Below are 16,242 nucleotides of genomic sequence, written 5' to 3'. Positions count from 1 at the left end.
GACTGCGGGCTCACTCGTAAATCACTCATGACAAGTGAATTAAGCTGTTTCTTGTCCTTCTTTGTTTCTTAATTTTTTAACTGCTGAAACTAATACTGTTAATGCTTCTTTTACTTGATCTTCGTTACGTGTTTTCAAACCGCAGTCTGGGTTAACCCAGAATAATGAACGGTCGATTTCTTGTAAACCACGGTTGATTGCGACTGTGATTTCTTCTTCAGTCGGGATACGTGGACTGTGGATATCATATACACCTAATCCGATACCTAAATCATACGTTACATCCTCGAAGTCTTTGATTAAAGCACCATGGCTGCGTGATGTTTCGATTGAGATAACATCTGCATCCAAGTCGTGGATAGTATGGATGATTTCGCCGAATTGAGAATAGCACATATGCGTATGGATTTGCGTCGCATCTGACACTGAAGATGTTGCTAAGCGGAATGAACGTAACGCTTGTTTCAAGTATTCTTCATGGTATTCAGAGCGTAATGGTAAACCTTCACGTAATGCTGGTTCATCTACTTGGATAATTTTAATGCCTGCATCTTCTAATGCTAAAACTTCTTCATTGATAGCTAAAGCGATTTGGTCTTGTACTTCATGACATGGGATGTCTACACGTTCGAATGACCAGTTTAAGATAGTTACAGGACCAGTCAACATACCTTTTACAGGGTGGTCAGTTAAGCTTTGCGCATAAGCTGTTTCTTCCACTGTGATTGGTTTAGTCCATTTAACATCTCCATAGATAACTGGTGGTTTAACAGCACGAGATCCGTATGATTGAACCCAACCGTATTTTGTAACTAAGAAGCCTTGTAAACGTTCACCGAAGAACTCAACCATATCATTACGTTCGAACTCACCATGTACAAATACATCTAAGCCGATATCTTCTTGGATTTGAATCCAGCGTGCGATTTCATCGCGTAAGAATTGGTTATATTCTTCATCACTGATACGTTGGTTTTTCCAGTCAGCACGTTTTTTACGAACTTCTTTCGTTTGTGGGAATGAACCGATTGTTGTTGTTGGTAATTCTGGTAATTTTAAGCGTGCATCTTGAATTTTCTTACGTTCAGGGAATGCTGATTCACGTTGTGTACGTACGCTGTCAAAGTCATGTTCAAGGTTTTTGAAAGCTTGGTTTTGGAAGCGTTCGTAAGCTGCTTTTAATTTGTCATATTTTTCACTGTCACCGTTATTGATGACACGTTTTAATGCGTCTAATTCGTCTAATTTTTCAGTTGCAAAGCTTAAACCTTCTTCAATTGATTCATCTAGTTCTTCATCATCTAATGAAACAGGAACATGTAGTAATGAAGATGATGGTTGGATAACTAACTCATCTGTATAGTTTTCTAAAGTTTCAATCAATTCTTTTTTCGCTTCGATATCTGCAGCCCATACGTTACGGCCATCGATAATACCTGCGTATAATGCTTTGTCTTTAGATAATTTGCCTGCTTTGATTTGTTCAAGGTTTTTACCGCCATCATGTACGAAGTCTAAACCGAAACCTTTAACAGGTAAACTGTTCACAAAGTCTAAGTCTACATGTTCGAAATAAGTTTGAATGACTAATTTATCAGCTAATCCTGCTTTGTCGAAGTATTCATAGACGTGACGTGTAATGTCTTGTAATTGTTCTGCATCGTCAGTTACTAATACAGGTTCGTCGATTTGAATGTATTCAGCACCTGCATCAACGAGTGATTGTAAAACTTCTTTATATAATGGAAGCAATGCTTCAACTTTTTCTTCAAATGTTTGATCTCCGCCGCGTGATAATTGAACGAATGTTACAGGACCTAAGATCACTGGGTGTGCATTCACGTTTAATTGTTTAGCGAATTCGAAACGTTCTAATAAGACGTTACGGTTTAATTTAGGTTCTACGTTGTCCCATTCAGGTACGATATAGTGGTAGTTTGTGTTGAACCATTTAATTAAGGCACTTGCGACATTTTCTTTTGTACCACGTGCGATATTGAATAATAAATCATCGTTGACTTCTTGACCTTGGAAACGTTCTGGAATGATGTTGAATAATAATGAAACGTCTAATACATGATCATATAATGAGAAGTCACCAACAGGTACACTGTCAATGCTGTAGTGTTTTTGTAATAATAAATTTTCTTTGTGTAAGTCGTTTAACGTTGTTGTTAATTCATCATAGTTTGTTTTACCTGCCCAGTAACTTTCGATTGCTTTCTTCCATTCTCTCTTGCGTCCTAAACGTGGGAATCCGATATTAGCTGTTGTAATTGTCATATTATTGCCTCCTGATTTTTTTCAGTTTGTTTTTTAAAGTAATGTGTAAGTTCGAGTGAAAAGTCTACTTGTTCAAATGGTGTAATGATATAAAGCCCATTAAAGTGTTTGATTATTTCATCTATCAAGTTGCGACAGATACGTAAGCTCAGTTCTTTGGTTTTTTGTTTATCATCTTTAACCGCTTCGAACTGATCTAATATTTCATCTGGCAATGAAATGCCAGGGACTTCATTGTGTAAGAATGTTGCATTTCTATAACTTGTTATTGGCATGATACCGATAAAGAATGGGGTATCAAGATGTGCTGTCTTTTCAGCAATTTCTTGAATACGCTCGACAGTGTAGACAGGCTGTGTAATGAAGTAACTCATACCGCAGTCTACTTTTTTGTCTAAGCGTTTCACCGCTGCTTCCATCTTGCGGACGTTCGGGTTGAACGCACCGGCAATATTGAAGTTCGTTTTCGTTTTCAATGCGCCGCCGTCAATATTAAGTCCTTGGTTGAAACGAACAGCGAGTTCAGTTAAACCTCTTGAATTTACATCATAAACATTCGTCGCACCTGGCAGATGCCCCACCTTAGATGGGTCACCTGTAATCGCGAGTATCTCGTTAATACCAAGCAGTGATAAGCCGAGTAAGTGAGATTGTAAACCGATTAAGTTCCTGTCTCTGCAGGTAATGTGGACCAGCGGTTCAATGTTGTAATTCTGCTTAATAATACTAGCTGCTGCGATGTTGCTAACGCGTACCGTTGCGAGTGAGTTATCTGCAAGTGTGATAGCGTCGACTTTCGCTTTGTCTAGTTTTGTGACATTCGCAAAGAATTTCGTTGTATCTAAGTGCTTTGGTGTATCTAGTTCAACGATGACTGTCGGACCAGCTTTGACTTTAGTCGTTAAGTTATTCTTTTTGACCGGAATAGAAGGGTAATTACTTTTTCTTCTGATCGGAATAACTTTCTTTTCTAAAGTTGGTTTTAATCCTTCAACCGCTTGCTTGATGAAGCGGATATGTTCAGGTGTAGTACCGCAACAACCGCCGATTAAGTGTACGCCTTCTTTCACTAACGTTTCAGCTATCTTACCGAAGTAAGAAGCGTTGTCGCTGTAGTGAATCGTAGAATCTTCAAAGTCTAAGAGACTAGCGTTCGGGTAACATGAGAGAATCGCATGTTGCGGAATCTCAATATGTGTGAAAGATTGTTGCATATGGTGCGGACCGTGATGGCAATTCAAGCCGATAACGTCTGCGCCTTCTGCTTCAACTTGTTTAAGTGCTTCGTTAATTTCTGTTCCATCTTGCAAGTAGTTGGTGCTTGAAGCAGTTAACTGTGCGATAACTGGAATATTGTACTTTTTCTTCGTCGCTCTGATTACCTGCAAGAGTTCGTTTAAATCGTAATAAGTTTCAAAGAGGAGTGCGTCAACACCCTCGTCAATCAGTGTTTCAATTTGAATATCTGTGTGATACAAAATCGTCGATAGCGACAAGTCATTTTGTTTCACGCCTTTAAAACCTCCGACAGTTCCTAAAATAAACGTGTCTTCATTGGCTGCTTGTTTCGCTATTCTGACACCGGCACGTGTGATGTCTCTTACTTGGTGTTCTAATCCGAAAGCTTGAAGCTTTTCGAAGTTGGCACCGTAAGTATTGGTTTGAATGACATCCGCACCAGCTTCAATGTAAGATCGATGAATTTGTTCGATTTTCTTTGGATGTGTAAGATTATATGCTTCAGGGCAAGTATCGATCCCTTCAGAGTAGAGAATCGTTCCTATTGCACCGTCAGCTACTAATACGTTCTTGCTCAAAGTTTGTAGAAACCGGCTCATAGTATGCTTCCTCCAATGCTGCTTCAAAATCTGCAATCAACTCGTCTGGGTCTTCTAAGCCCACACTCAGTCTCAAGAGATCGAACGTAATTCCGCGTTCGTTACGCACATCTTCTGGAACAGAAGCATGTGACATTGTGGCTGGATGAGAGACGATAGTTTGAATACCGCCTAGGCTGACTGCGATTTGCGGTATTTTTAATGCTTTCGCAAATGTCGGTACCTTTTCTGCTTCGCTTAATCTGAAGCCAAGTACTGCACCGCCATTTTCAGCTTGGCGTTGATTGATTTCATCATTTCCTGGGTAATATACATCAGTAATTTCAGGACGTGATTTTAAGAATTCAACAATCTTTTCAGTGTTTTTCACTGATTGATTCCATCGTACATAAAGCGTTTTAAGATGCTTTGTCAGTGTCCAGCTGTCTTGAGCTGATAATCCGCTTCCTAAAGTGTTTTGTAAGAATTGTAATGATTCTGCAACTTCCGCGTTGTTTGTTACAACTGCCCCTGCAATTAAGTCACTGTGGCCGCTTAAAAATTTAGTGGCACTATGAATCACAATGTCAGCACCTAAATGCAATGGCTTTTGTGATAGGGGTGTTAAGAATGTATTGTCGACTGAAACAAGGATATTATGTTTCTTTGCGACATCCGCAATGGCTTGAATATCTGTCACTTTAAATAATGGATTTGACGGTGTTTCCAGATGAATTAGTTTCGTATTTTCCTGAATCGCTTGTTCAACTGCTAATGGATTTGTCGTATCTACTGCTGTGACTTCGATATTGAATCCTGGTAAAACATGTTCGCATAAGCGGTATGTCCCACCGTAAACATCATTCGGAATAATTAAGTGATCTCCTGATTTCAGTAAGAAGAAAACTGCTGAAATTGCTCCGATTCCTGAGTTATAAGCGATACCGTACTCGGCATCTTCAAGTGCTGCAAGCTTTTCTTCTAACAATGCTCGGTTTGGGTGGCCTGATCTTGCGTAATCGTAAGGGACCTCTGAACCAATCAATGCTGTCGGGAAAGTCGATGAGTCATAAAGTGGCGGGTTGGCTGCTAAAATGTGCGGGAATTGATGATACTTAATTAAATTTGTTTCTGATGATAGTGACATACATATACACTCCTTTAGTTATTGAGATTGCTTTTGGCTGCGGAAGTTCTGGAACTAAGGAGGGAAGCTGACCACGAAAAAAAAGCTTCCGTCCTTTAAACCCGAAAAAAGATTCGGATGTAAAGGACGAAAGCTTGAGCTTCGCGGTACCACCTTAATTCGCTGCTTTATTGCTAAAGCAACCTCTTCCAGTACGCTAAATCTGTTCATGGCAGCTACTGAAGGTCGGTTCCGTTATATGTATCAGCTGTTGCTGTAAATAACAATAACGTGTGCGTCATTCCAGTACGCCATTATGCAAAAATGTTAATACTGTAGCGCTATAACGGGCGCCCCCGTTGATGCCTCATATCGACACCACCACTCCAAGGCCATTTTCAAACTTTCTTTCTGTGCTTCCTTTCAGCGGACAGAAGCTCTCTGTGTCAGCAGTGTAAGTTCTACTTTCCTTATTATCGTGTTTCAAGACGATATTCAATTGTTTCTCTTTCGTGTTGAAAGGTTTGTTTTTTGTTGATGACCACATTGTATATTGGTTCTGTTTTGTTTGTCAACAGAATTTTCAGAATAGTAGGTTTTTACTGACAATTAAAAACGAGAGAAACATAAGCGTATCAAGGGTTGGACGTTGCTGAAAAATTTTTAAAATTTTTTTGAATCAAGCCATTTTTCAGCCGTTATTTTTCAATTTGAGAATGAAAATTCCTTTATTGCGTTCATGATTTTCCTTACAATAAGAGAGGAGCAAAAATTAAAAATGTAACACTATTTTAGTGACGAAAGTGAGGTGACTGGAACGTGCGTGACATAACAAATGAGAACGATGGACATGTAGAATATATCGATTTAGATGCAATTCGGCCAAACCCTTATCAGCCTAGAAAACATTTTGATCAGGAAAAATTAGCAGATCTCGCAGCTTCTATTCGTGAACATGGCGTCTTACAACCGATTATCTTACGCAAAACGGTGCAAGGTTACCATATTGTCGTAGGTGAACGCCGTTTCAGAGCCTCTCATTTAGCAGGCTTGAACTCAGTACCAGCGATAGTCAAAGAGATGTCTGATGCTGAGATGATGGAACTCGCCATTATAGAGAACCTGCAGCGGGAAGATTTGAATGCGATTGAAGAAGCGGAAAGTTATCGTAAGCTGATGGATGATTTACATATCACACAAAAAGAGGTGGCTGAACGTTTAGGTAAATCCCGTCCTTATATCGCGAATATGTTGCGATTGTTGAATTTACCGTCTGCTGTCGCCGAGTGGGTAAAAGACGGCAAATTATCAGGTGCGCATGGTCGCACATTATTAATACTAAAAGACGAAACCAAAATGAAACAAATCGCTAAACAAGTCATGAAAGAAGCGTGGAGTGTGCGTTATTTAGAACAATACATTGCAGAGCTGACTTCACCTACTTCAGAAGATGATGCTAAGAAAAAGACAAAGAAACCGCGCATGATTGAACGGCAGGAACGCTTGCTTAAAGAGCGCTTTGGTACCAATGTAGCCATCACAACTAAGCGAAATAAAGGACAAATCACTTTTGAATTCAAATCAGAAGAAGAATTTAAGCGTTTGATTCAACAATTACACAGTGAAACATAAGAAATTATGTTGTATTCATGGTAAAATATATAATTGTTGTGAAATGACAGGAGGACGATCTTTTGAATACGTTTTGGAATACAATGCAAGGTGTTTTCAACTCACTCGTTGAGCCGTTTACAAAGCCTGAAACGTACGCAATGATACTCAACAAGCTCATCATGATTGTCATCTACGTAGTCGTTGCGATGATTATTATCAACTTAGTCAATAAGTCGATTGATCAGTTCTTTAAACTACAAAACCGCAATGCACATGGTAGAAAACGATCTCATACATTAAGTGCGATGTTGAAGAATATTGTGCGTTATGTCGTATGGTTTATTGTATTAACAACGATATTAGGTAAATTCGGAATTAGTGTCACAGGATTATTAGCCGGAGCTGGTGTAGTCGGTTTAGCAATCGGCTTTGGTGCACAAACTATTGTTAAAGACATCATCACAGGGTTCTTTATTATATTTGAGAATCAATTTGATGTGGGAGATTATGTTAAAATCAACTTGAACGGTGCACCTATCACAGAAGGTACAGTTCAATCTATCGGTATCCGCTCAACACGTATACATGCGTATACAGGAGAGTTGACCGTGTTGCCGAACAGTGTAATGTCAGAGATTACCAACTTCTCAATCAGTAACGGTAAAGCATTGATAGAAGTACCGATTGCGATGGAAGAGAATGTCGATAAGGTAGAAAGTAAGCTGAAAGACTTCTTAGAATCCTTACATTCCAATTACTTTATCTTTGTCTCAAAACCTGAAATTCTCGGTATCGAGGATTTAACAGGTAATGCTTATATCATGAAAATAGCGGCAGAAACAACACCGAATAATACTGTGCCAGGCGCTCGTATCTTACGGAAAGAGGTTGCGAATTTCTTGAATCAAGAAGGAATTAAATCACCAACCCCTATTATGATGCAGTTTAATGGACAAAAATCTCAGTAATAAGAATTCATAATGATGGAGGATTGTAAATGGCAGCTCAGTATGGTCTGAATGACATTGTGGAGATGAAAAAGGCGCATGCTTGCGGCGCAAACCGATTTAAAATAATTCGTATGGGTGCAGATATCAGAATTAAATGCGAACATTGCAATCGAAGTATTATGATGCCTCGTACAGAGTTTAATAAAAAATTAAAGAAAATACTTGTATCACATGATACACAAGAGAAGGAGAATGACTAATGGCTTTAACAGCTGGTATCGTAGGCTTACCAAACGTCGGAAAGTCTACATTATTTAACGCAATTACAAAAGCGGGTGCACTTGCGGCGAACTACCCGTTCGCTACAATTGACCCGAACGTCGGGATTGTAGAAGTTCCGGATTCACGTTTAGATGCTTTAGCAGATATCGTTAATCCTAAAAAAGTACTTCCTACAACATTCGAATTCACTGATATTGCAGGGATTGTTAAAGGTGCTTCAAAAGGTGAAGGTCTAGGAAACAAATTCTTATCTCATATCCGTGAAGTAGATGCAATCTGCCAAGTAGTTCGTGCATTCGATGATGATAACGTGACACACGTATCTGGTCGTGTAGATCCACTAGATGATATCGAAGTTATCAATATGGAATTAGTACTTGCAGATTTAGAATCTGTAGATAAACGATTACCACGTCTTGAAAAAATGGCACGTCAAAAAGATAAAGATGCGTTGAATGAAGTACGCATTTTAGAACGTATTAAAGAAGCATTAGAAAACGGCGAACCGATTCGCAGCTTAGAGTTCAATGAAGAAGATGCGAAATATGTGAAACAAGCACAATTATTAACATCAAAACCAATGATTTATATCGCAAACGTTGGTGAAGATGAAGTGAATGAAGCGGACAACGAAAAAGTTCAAACAATTAAAGAATACGCTGACAAAGAAGGTTCAGAAGTTATTGTCATCAGTGCGAAAATTGAAGAAGAAATTGCGACATTAGATGACGAAGATAAAGACATGTTCTTAGAAGATTTAGGTATCGAAGAACCTGGCTTGAACCGTTTAATCCGCAGCACATATAACTTGTTAGGTCTTGCGACATACTTCACAGCAGGTGTACAAGAAGTACGTGCTTGGACATTCAAAAAAGGTATGACTGCCCCACAATGTGCGGGTATCATCCACACTGACTTTGAACGCGGCTTCATCCGTGCAGAAGTAACAAGCTATGACGACTATGTTGAAAATAACGGTGAACAAGGTGCGAAAGAAGCAGGTAAAATGCGTTTAGAAGGTAAAGAATACATCATGCAAGACGGCGATGTTGTTCACTTCAGATTCAACGTATAATTAAGTAAATAAACAACTAACTAAAAACACGCGCTTAACAAAGCATATGATCATGCTGAGTTGAGGGCGTGTTTTTTGCGCTAAACTAATCTTTCACGCTTTTAGTAAGAAAGCTGGATGGTTACTCCTATGTTATTTATTTGGCTAATAATAATGTATGGTTGATTGATGAATAGATACAAAAATAACATTTTATAGTATTTTCTTTAAAATAAGCGCTTTCATTAAGCAAATATGGTATATTACAAAATGATGATACATTCATATTGTTAGCAATAAAACATTTTATGAAGTTTATTTAGGTCATAGGAGGAAACAGCATGAAAAAACAATTAGAAAATCACTCAACACTGGAACACAAAAGGTACTTGAAACCACTCTTGTTAACAGGAGGGTTATTATTAACAAGTGCTTATTTCACTCATGATGCTTCAGCTGCTGAAACGCAAGATGCAACACCAAAAGCAAGTGTGACTGACACAAATAAAACAGCTGAAACGACAGCTGTAGCAGAGACAACTACCACACCAGCCACACCTGAAACACCAAAGGCAACAACTGCTGCCACAACAAATCAACAACCTGCAACCACTACTGTTACGCAAACACAAACAACATCAACACCAAGTCCTACTACACCACCTCAAACTTTAGAGCAACCTAAGCCTGAGGGTAGTCAAACGTTATGGGATAATCCAGATGGTGAAAACTACTATCGTATCCCTGCTATTGCGAGTACAGGCGATGGCCATGTTGTAGCAGTATCAGATTATAGATACAATGACGCCTGGGATTTAGGTCATCATCGCATTGATTTTTTAGTAAAACATTCTACAGATAATGGAGAAACATGGGGACCTGAAACAAATATCACTAAACAATATAGTTCAGAAACAGTGGGTTATGGCGATGCGGCAATGGTCGCTGACAGAGACTCTAATAAAGTCGTTATTTTGAGCGCATATGGTGACAAAGGTTACTGGCATAAAGTCCCTGAATATGTTTCTACACGCCAAGATCCGCTTAGAATCGCAAGACTAGTATCTAATGATGGTGGTTATACTTTTGAAAAGCCGCAAGATATCACACAAAATATCTATGGATTAAATGATAAATGGACACGTCTTTTTGCGGCTTCAGGAAGAATTATGCAGTCTAGATATGTGAAAACAGGTGATTATTATAGAATCTATACTTCAATTTTAGAAGGACAACCAGATGGTAATAATAACTATGTATTATATAGTGATGATTTAGGGGAACATTGGAATATTCTTGGCGATGCACATTCTCCAGTTCCAAATGGTGACGAAGCGAAAGTTGAAGAACTGCCTAATGGTAATGTGGCAATCTTCTCGAGAACTGCAGCTGGTCGTATCGTAAATGTCTTTACGTATGACAAGAAAGATAAACAATTTGCGACAGGAACATGGGAAGCACAACCTGAAAAGATTACATTAGGTAACGGTGGATCTACAAATGGTGAAACGCTTGTTGTGTATGCAAAAAACTTAAAAACAAATCAATACACACACCTTTTACTACAATCTTTACCAACGATTGATAAAAGTAGAAAAGGCGTAGGTATTTATTATAAAGCTTTAAGTGCTAGTGATAAAACAGCTAAAGATGTCACAAGTGGATGGGATCCTAACCACTTCTACCTAATCCAAAAGGGTGAAAGTGCTTATTCTACAATGACAGTACTTAAAAATGGAAACATCGGCTTCTTATATGAGGATAAAATTTTCAATTTAGGTTATGACATCCAATATTTAACGTTGAATCTTAAAACTATTACTAATGGTTTGTATGAAATGGCCTATACAGGTTTAGGAACTCAACAGACACCATTTGTGATTGAAAATAAAGCACAACAAAACGCAAAAGAAACTGTCTTTAAAAATGAAAATGTACAATGGTTAGATACAACAAAAGTACTTCCAAAAGAAGAAGCGCGTGTTGTCAAAGAGAAAGAAATCACAATGTCTCAAACTTCATACTCTAAAGAGAATAAAGCAACTTCAAATCAAAATATCAACCAACCAAACACTACATCTGAAAAGAACGCAGCAAAATCTGAACAAAAAGCTAAAAAAGCAAACGAACTCCCAAATACTGGTGAAGAAACAAAACGAAACTTGTTCGTAGGGTTATTAGCACTCGTAACCGGTCTTGTATTTGTTAAAGTCAGAAGAAGAAATAAAAACTAAATGAACGTTCAAAAGGCTCCTTTCAATTTGATGAGAGGAGTCATTTGTATAATAGAATAGAATCAATGTAAAACATCTACTGAAATAGAATACAGAGAGGGCGTTTTAAGTATGGTGTTATTTCCTAGCAGTATTTTTCTATGGATACTAGGAAAATTATTTCGACAAGTACCGCCAGATGATATTAATCATTTTTGGGGATTTCGAACAAGAAAGTCTAAGAAAAATAAAGAGAATTGGATGCTGGCTCAAAAAGAGTATAGTGAGCAGTCTACAAAGGTGTTTATGTATACGGTGTTCGCTTCATTCTTTTGGCTATTGGCTGACATTGCATTCTTATTTTTAGACAATGATATATTCTTGATTAGCTCAGTACTGCTTCAATCTATCGTATTATTAGCGTTAATATTGATGTTGTATATCAACGTTAATAACAAATTAGAATAAATAATTCTCAAAACACGCGCTTAACAAAGCATATGATTATGCTGAGTTGAGGGCGTGTTTTTGTATGTATTAATATCAAGCATATTATATCAAGCGATAAAGGGATTTCTGTTTTGAAAATAGAACAATATCCTAAGTTTTTCATGTTTTATGTTGTACATTTTCAAAGAAATATAAGTCTAGTAAGATGAGTTCTTTTACTATGTTTAAACTGATATGAGAATTGATAGTTATTTTAATTGATTTTGTTTTATGTTGAAAACGCGTTAAACACAAGTGCTTTGAAAAGTGTGTCGGAAGTTATCTCTTTTAAAAGGTTTTAAAATTTTTAGTAAAACTTGTGTAAATCAATAAGTTTTTTTACATCTTCCAAAAAATTAATGATAGAATTGTGTAGAACAATTACACACGAAAGAAGTGAAACATTTAATGCCTAGAAAACAGCAACACGATGTATTATTCGATAAAGAATTACGAAATAAATACCACATTAGAAAATTTAGCGCAGGGATTGCTTCAGTTCTATTTGGAACACTAGTTTATACATCCCTGGATCAACAAGCACAAGCTGCAGAAAACACTGATACCGCTGTTGTAAATCCTACAACACAACCAGAAACAAACGGTGACACTGCAACTGCGGAGTCAACAAAAACACAAACAAATGAAACCGTTTCTACGTCAACAAATGAAACAGTGAATGATTCTCCTACTCCACAAGACACTACGATTCAACAACCTTCTGTTGATAATCAAACAAGCGAAACAGCAACAAAACCTGAACCTGTAACAGCACCAGAAGTATCACAACCTACAAAAACAGATACAACGCAAACTGATGCGCCGAAAGTTGATACACAAAAAGCAACAGAGCCATCGACAGATGCGCCAAAAGAAGCTGCGACTACTGAAGTTAAAGCTACTACTGTTACGCCATCAGAACCTGCTGTTCAACCTGCAGATGCTGAAGTTGCGACAAGAGCTGCCGCTACTACCGATACAACAACGACAGAAGCACCTGCTCAACCAATTACGAATACAAGTGCACCAGCACCCGCTGCGAACGCACATCCTGTTGAAAAAATCCAAGGAATTAATGAGCAAGTTTATGCGAAAGAGATTCCTGTATATGAAAAATCAGAAGCTGCAAGAACAGCAAGAATGCAACGTGGTATTTATCAAGCAAGAGAAAGCTTAGGTTTGATTGTACCGCAAAATAAAAAGCTCTATATCAGACAAGCACAAGGCAGTAATGAAGAAGATTTACGTGTAGATTTGATGACTAACGATAGACAAACAGTTCGTAATGCGACAGTTTCTAGAGATGGAAGCTGGACACAAATCTCTACAACTATGGATAGCGGTGCCTTCGTACGTATTCCAACAGGTTTAACTAAAAAACCAGTTGTAGAATACTATGTTGAAGGTGATGCTGGCGTCACACTGCCTACTTACCGTAAAGGTGGAGATAAAGCAGCATTCGATGCAGATTGGGCTGCTCGTAATACAAGCTATGGTTATGTAGATGGTGATAAAATTGCTTTCTTAGTACCGAATGTAGACCGTGAACGCATCGCAAACTTAGGTAAAAACCCAGGCCAATGGGGCTTTATGAACTTAGATGACATGATCGGTTATTATGAGGATGTTATTAATCATTATGATAAATGGGTTGGCTTAAATGATGACATTAATTCTGTCCACTATAATGTCGGCCAAAAATACTTTACGATTGCGGATGCTCATGGGCCAGGTCTTGCTTATTACTCAACAAACAATATGGGATCTAATAACCCATCTATGTCAGGTTATCTTGAAAGAGGTTGGTTAGCACTGCATGAAGTCGGTCATGGCTATGATGGCGCAATGACGTATGATCCTAAAATGAATTTAATTGAAATTGAAAACAACATTTTAGCTAACCAATATCAAACGACTATCATGGGTGTCAAAGACGGTTGGGCTTATGAAGGCAGACAAGAAAGCATGCAGAAAGATTTCCATGAGCGCGTAATGGATGGAAGAATGAATTTCTATAATGCAGGTTTCCGTGGCAGTCTTGATTTCATGACAAAAATGGTGCGTTTAACGGGCATTTAAGGCTTTGCGGATATGTGGAAAGGTATTCGTCAAGAAGAAGCGGATATGGGCAAAGCAGGTAAACCATTTGAACAAGATGTACCGAGATGGATTACAACGTATTGGTTAGCTGATAACGGCATTAATGGCACAGCCTACTTTGATTTATACAAAGTGAAAATGCCACAAGCTTTAAAAGATGATTTAGACACTTACAACAATACATTCACATACCCATTAGCAGCATTGATTACTAATCCTGAGGAACAACAACGTATTAAAGATAAATTAGGTTTATCTACGATTTATGAACTTGTAAAATCATCAGATTTAGCTGATACGGCGATTCATGAAGATGCACAAGTGAATGTGAATTTAAATGGACAAGTCTTACCAGATAACGTCAAAGTAAGCTTGATGGAAGGCACACAAGAAATTGCGAGTGCAGAAGTTGTAGATGGTAAAGCTGCATTCTCTAATTTACGTGCAGGTGTTTATAAAATTGTCGCACCTCTTTCAACAACAGACGCATTACCTGAAAGTGAATATCTCGTAGTTAGAGAAGGCGGTAATAATCAAGCAACGCTTGATTATCCTAAAAAAGATGATATCCAAAACAACATTACACAAACCATCTCACTAAGAGGATTAGGCAACTGGGAAATGGCTACAGTCAACTATAATCCAGATACTAAACAAGTAACGTATAAACAAAATCCAGGACAACCACATTTATACTTCACTGATGAATATGCACATGTAACTATTCAAAAAGCAGATGGTACGACAGTATTAGATAGAACATTAGTTGGTAACAAAAGTCTTGCATCAGAACTGCAAACTTTCGATTTAGAATATGGCGATAAAGTTATCGTTCGCCATCGTGAACCAGCGGCTCGTCGTGTGTTAGTCAGAAATGAAAACAAAGATAATGTAGCGATTTCTAGACAAAATGCTGAAAAAGAAACATTAACTTATACACTGGCTGATAAAGGATTTATTGTAGATGGTGAAACACAAGCGGATGCAAACCGTCGTTATGATGAAGAGATTAGAAAAGATGTAACACACGTAGCAGAAGAAATTAAAAATCATCCTGAAAGAGATTATCGCAGAGAACTATTTAATGTCTTCACAGGTGTTGAATATGCTGATCCTGCGATTAAGGAAGAATTGCTACAAATCTTAACCCCATTAGTTGCGGTTTATCAAGTTGATACACCAACTGTGGACAAGGTAGAAGCAGGTGCGACAAGCATCAGCGGTAAAGGTGAGCCAGAAAGCACAATTACACTTACTTTTGCGAATGGCAAAAAAGCAGAAGTAGAAGTTGATAAAGATGGGCAGTGGACAACACAATTACCAGAAGGAACATCTTTAGAACATAACGATGTTACACAAGTATATGCAACAGGTAAACACGGTACAGTATCTGAACCGATTTCTGTCAAAGCTTTAGATACAGTAGCACCTAAAGCACCAGTGATTAACGCAATTGAAGCTGGTAGTCAGACAGTAACTGGAACAAGCGAACCATTAAGTAAAGTTACGTTAACGTTGCCAAACGGTACAACAAAAGTAGTCGACGCAGACGATAAAGGCGTTTGGACAACTACATTAGAAACACCGTTAGTACATGACGCAGTAATCAAAGCAGTAGCGTCAGACGTGGCAGGTAATAAATCACCAGAAGCGGCACAAACTGTGAAAGATACAATAGCACCAGTCGTTCCGACAATTGATACGATTGAAGCGGGAGATAAAAAAGTAAGTGGCACAAGCGAACCATTGAGCACAGTGACATTGACGTTGCCGGATGGTAAAACAACAGAAGTTAAGACAGATGCAGAAGGCAAATGGACAACAGAATTAGTTGAACTACTAGCACATGATGCAGTAGTCAAAGCAGTAGCTTCAGACGTAGCGAACAACAAATCACCAGAAGCGACACAAACTGTCAAAGATACAGTAGTTCCAGTTTCTCCAGAAATTAAAGCAATCGAAGCGGGAGACAAAGTGGTAAGCGGTACAAGTGAACCATTAAGCAAAGTTACGTTAACATTGCCGGATGGTAAAACAACAGAAGTGAAAGCAGATGCAGACGGCAAGTGGACAGCGGAATTGGCAGAATCGTTAGCACATGACGCAGTGATCAAAGCAGTTGCGTCAGATGTGGCGAACAATAAATCAGCAGAAGCGACGCAAACTGTGAAAGATACAGTAGTTCCAGCCATTCCGACAATCGATACGATTGAAGCGGGAGCTAAAGTAGTAAACGGAACAAGCGAGCCATTAAGCACAGTGACATTGACGTTGCCAGACGGTAAAACAACAGAAGTGAAAGCAGATGCAGACG

11 protein-coding genes and 1 other annotated feature are annotated in these 16,242 nt (G+C 38.4%); of the genes, 8 read left to right on the top strand and 3 right to left on the bottom strand.

The genetic code is table 11. The annotated features are described in order from the left end of the window. Positions 1-39 precede the first annotated feature (39 nt). Genes metE through HMPREF3031_RS12135 form a run of 3 tightly spaced genes read right to left on the bottom strand, consistent with a single transcriptional unit; the run spans position 40 to position 5,247 of the window. The gene (gene metE / locus HMPREF3031_RS12145) at positions 40-2,283 is read right to left on the bottom strand and encodes a 5-methyltetrahydropteroyltriglutamate--homocysteine S-methyltransferase (RefSeq protein ID WP_070724991.1); all 2,244 of its coding nucleotides are present in this window, start codon (positions 2,281-2,283) and stop codon (positions 40-42) included. Beyond that, complete coding sequence (locus tag HMPREF3031_RS12140) at positions 2,280-4,121, bottom strand: bifunctional homocysteine S-methyltransferase/methylenetetrahydrofolate reductase (RefSeq protein ID WP_002480307.1); 1,842 nt, start codon at positions 4,119-4,121, stop codon at positions 2,280-2,282. The genes metE and HMPREF3031_RS12140 overlap by 4 nt, the downstream gene beginning before the upstream one ends. After that, positions 4,075-5,247 (bottom strand): trans-sulfuration enzyme family protein, encoded by a 1,173-nt coding sequence (locus HMPREF3031_RS12135; protein WP_002480308.1) that lies wholly within the window; start codon positions 5,245-5,247, stop codon positions 4,075-4,077. The genes HMPREF3031_RS12140 and HMPREF3031_RS12135 overlap by 47 nt, the downstream gene beginning before the upstream one ends. 119 nt (positions 5,248-5,366) lie before the next feature. Next, positions 5,367-5,712: a binding site (T-box leader), on the bottom strand. Positions 5,713-6,045: 333 nt separating this feature from the next. Between HMPREF3031_RS12135 and HMPREF3031_RS12130 the strand changes: the two genes are divergently transcribed. The 8 genes from HMPREF3031_RS12130 to HMPREF3031_RS12095 all read left to right on the top strand — a co-directional run. Then, positions 6,046-6,858: a ParB/RepB/Spo0J family partition protein gene (locus HMPREF3031_RS12130; RefSeq protein ID WP_002480309.1), complete on the top strand. Its 813-nt coding sequence runs from the start codon at positions 6,046-6,048 to the stop codon at positions 6,856-6,858. An 83-nt stretch (positions 6,859-6,941) separates the two neighbouring features. Beyond that, entirely contained in the window at positions 6,942-7,808 is an 867-nt protein-coding gene (locus HMPREF3031_RS12125) for a mechanosensitive ion channel family protein (protein WP_031262363.1), read from the top strand. Between the two features lie 29 nt (positions 7,809-7,837). Then, positions 7,838-8,050: a DUF951 domain-containing protein gene (locus HMPREF3031_RS12120; RefSeq protein WP_002480311.1), complete on the top strand. Its 213-nt coding sequence runs from the start codon at positions 7,838-7,840 to the stop codon at positions 8,048-8,050. Then, complete coding sequence (gene ychF / locus HMPREF3031_RS12115; RefSeq protein WP_002480312.1) at positions 8,050-9,147, top strand: redox-regulated ATPase YchF; 1,098 nt, start codon at positions 8,050-8,052, stop codon at positions 9,145-9,147. The genes HMPREF3031_RS12120 and ychF overlap by 1 nt, the downstream gene beginning before the upstream one ends. A 320-nt stretch (positions 9,148-9,467) precedes the next feature. After that, entirely contained in the window at positions 9,468-11,360 is a 1,893-nt protein-coding gene (locus HMPREF3031_RS12110) for an LPXTG cell wall anchor domain-containing protein (protein WP_070724988.1), read from the top strand. Positions 11,361-11,471: 111 nt separating this feature from the next. Next, positions 11,472-11,807, top strand: coding sequence for an SdpI family protein (locus HMPREF3031_RS12105; protein ID WP_002480314.1), 336 nt, complete (start codon positions 11,472-11,474; stop codon positions 11,805-11,807). A 429-nt stretch (positions 11,808-12,236) separates the two neighbouring features. Next, on the top strand, positions 12,237-13,907 hold the full coding sequence (locus HMPREF3031_RS12100; RefSeq protein ID WP_070684461.1) for a YSIRK-type signal peptide-containing protein: 1,671 nt from the start codon (positions 12,237-12,239) through the stop codon (positions 13,905-13,907). A 12-nt stretch (positions 13,908-13,919) separates the two neighbouring features. Continuing rightward, a partial coding sequence (locus HMPREF3031_RS12095; protein WP_257243625.1) for an Ig-like domain-containing protein occupies positions 13,920-16,242 on the top strand: 2,323 nt, incomplete at its 3' end.

Source organism: Staphylococcus sp. HMSC072B07 (genome assembly GCF_001815505.1).
Taxonomy (GTDB): domain Bacteria; phylum Bacillota; class Bacilli; order Staphylococcales; family Staphylococcaceae; genus Staphylococcus; species Staphylococcus simulans.
The sequence above is the reverse complement of the archived record's forward strand: the minus strand, read 5'-3'. Positions and strand labels throughout refer to the sequence as shown.

What these genes read in the sequence shown, in the direction of transcription:
- HMPREF3031_RS12105 (WP_002480314.1), top strand. Translation starts at nt 11,472, where the DNA reads ATGGTGTTATTTCCTAGCAGTATTTTTCTATGGATACTAGGAAAATTA.
- ychF (WP_002480312.1), top strand. Translation starts at nt 8,050, where the DNA reads ATGGCTTTAACAGCTGGTATCGTAGGCTTACCAAACGTCGGAAAGTCT.
- HMPREF3031_RS12110 (WP_070724988.1), top strand. Translation starts at nt 9,468, where the DNA reads ATGAAAAAACAATTAGAAAATCACTCAACACTGGAACACAAAAGGTAC.
- HMPREF3031_RS12140 (WP_002480307.1), bottom strand. Translation starts at nt 4,121, where the DNA reads ATGAGCCGGTTTCTACAAACTTTGAGCAAGAACGTATTAGTAGCTGAC.
- HMPREF3031_RS12100 (WP_070684461.1), top strand. Translation starts at nt 12,237, where the DNA reads ATGCCTAGAAAACAGCAACACGATGTATTATTCGATAAAGAATTACGA.
- HMPREF3031_RS12125 (WP_031262363.1), top strand. Translation starts at nt 6,942, where the DNA reads ATGCAAGGTGTTTTCAACTCACTCGTTGAGCCGTTTACAAAGCCTGAA.
- HMPREF3031_RS12135 (WP_002480308.1), bottom strand. Translation starts at nt 5,247, where the DNA reads ATGTCACTATCATCAGAAACAAATTTAATTAAGTATCATCAATTCCCG.
- metE (WP_070724991.1), bottom strand. Translation starts at nt 2,283, where the DNA reads ATGACAATTACAACAGCTAATATCGGATTCCCACGTTTAGGACGCAAG.
- HMPREF3031_RS12120 (WP_002480311.1), top strand. Translation starts at nt 7,838, where the DNA reads ATGGCAGCTCAGTATGGTCTGAATGACATTGTGGAGATGAAAAAGGCG.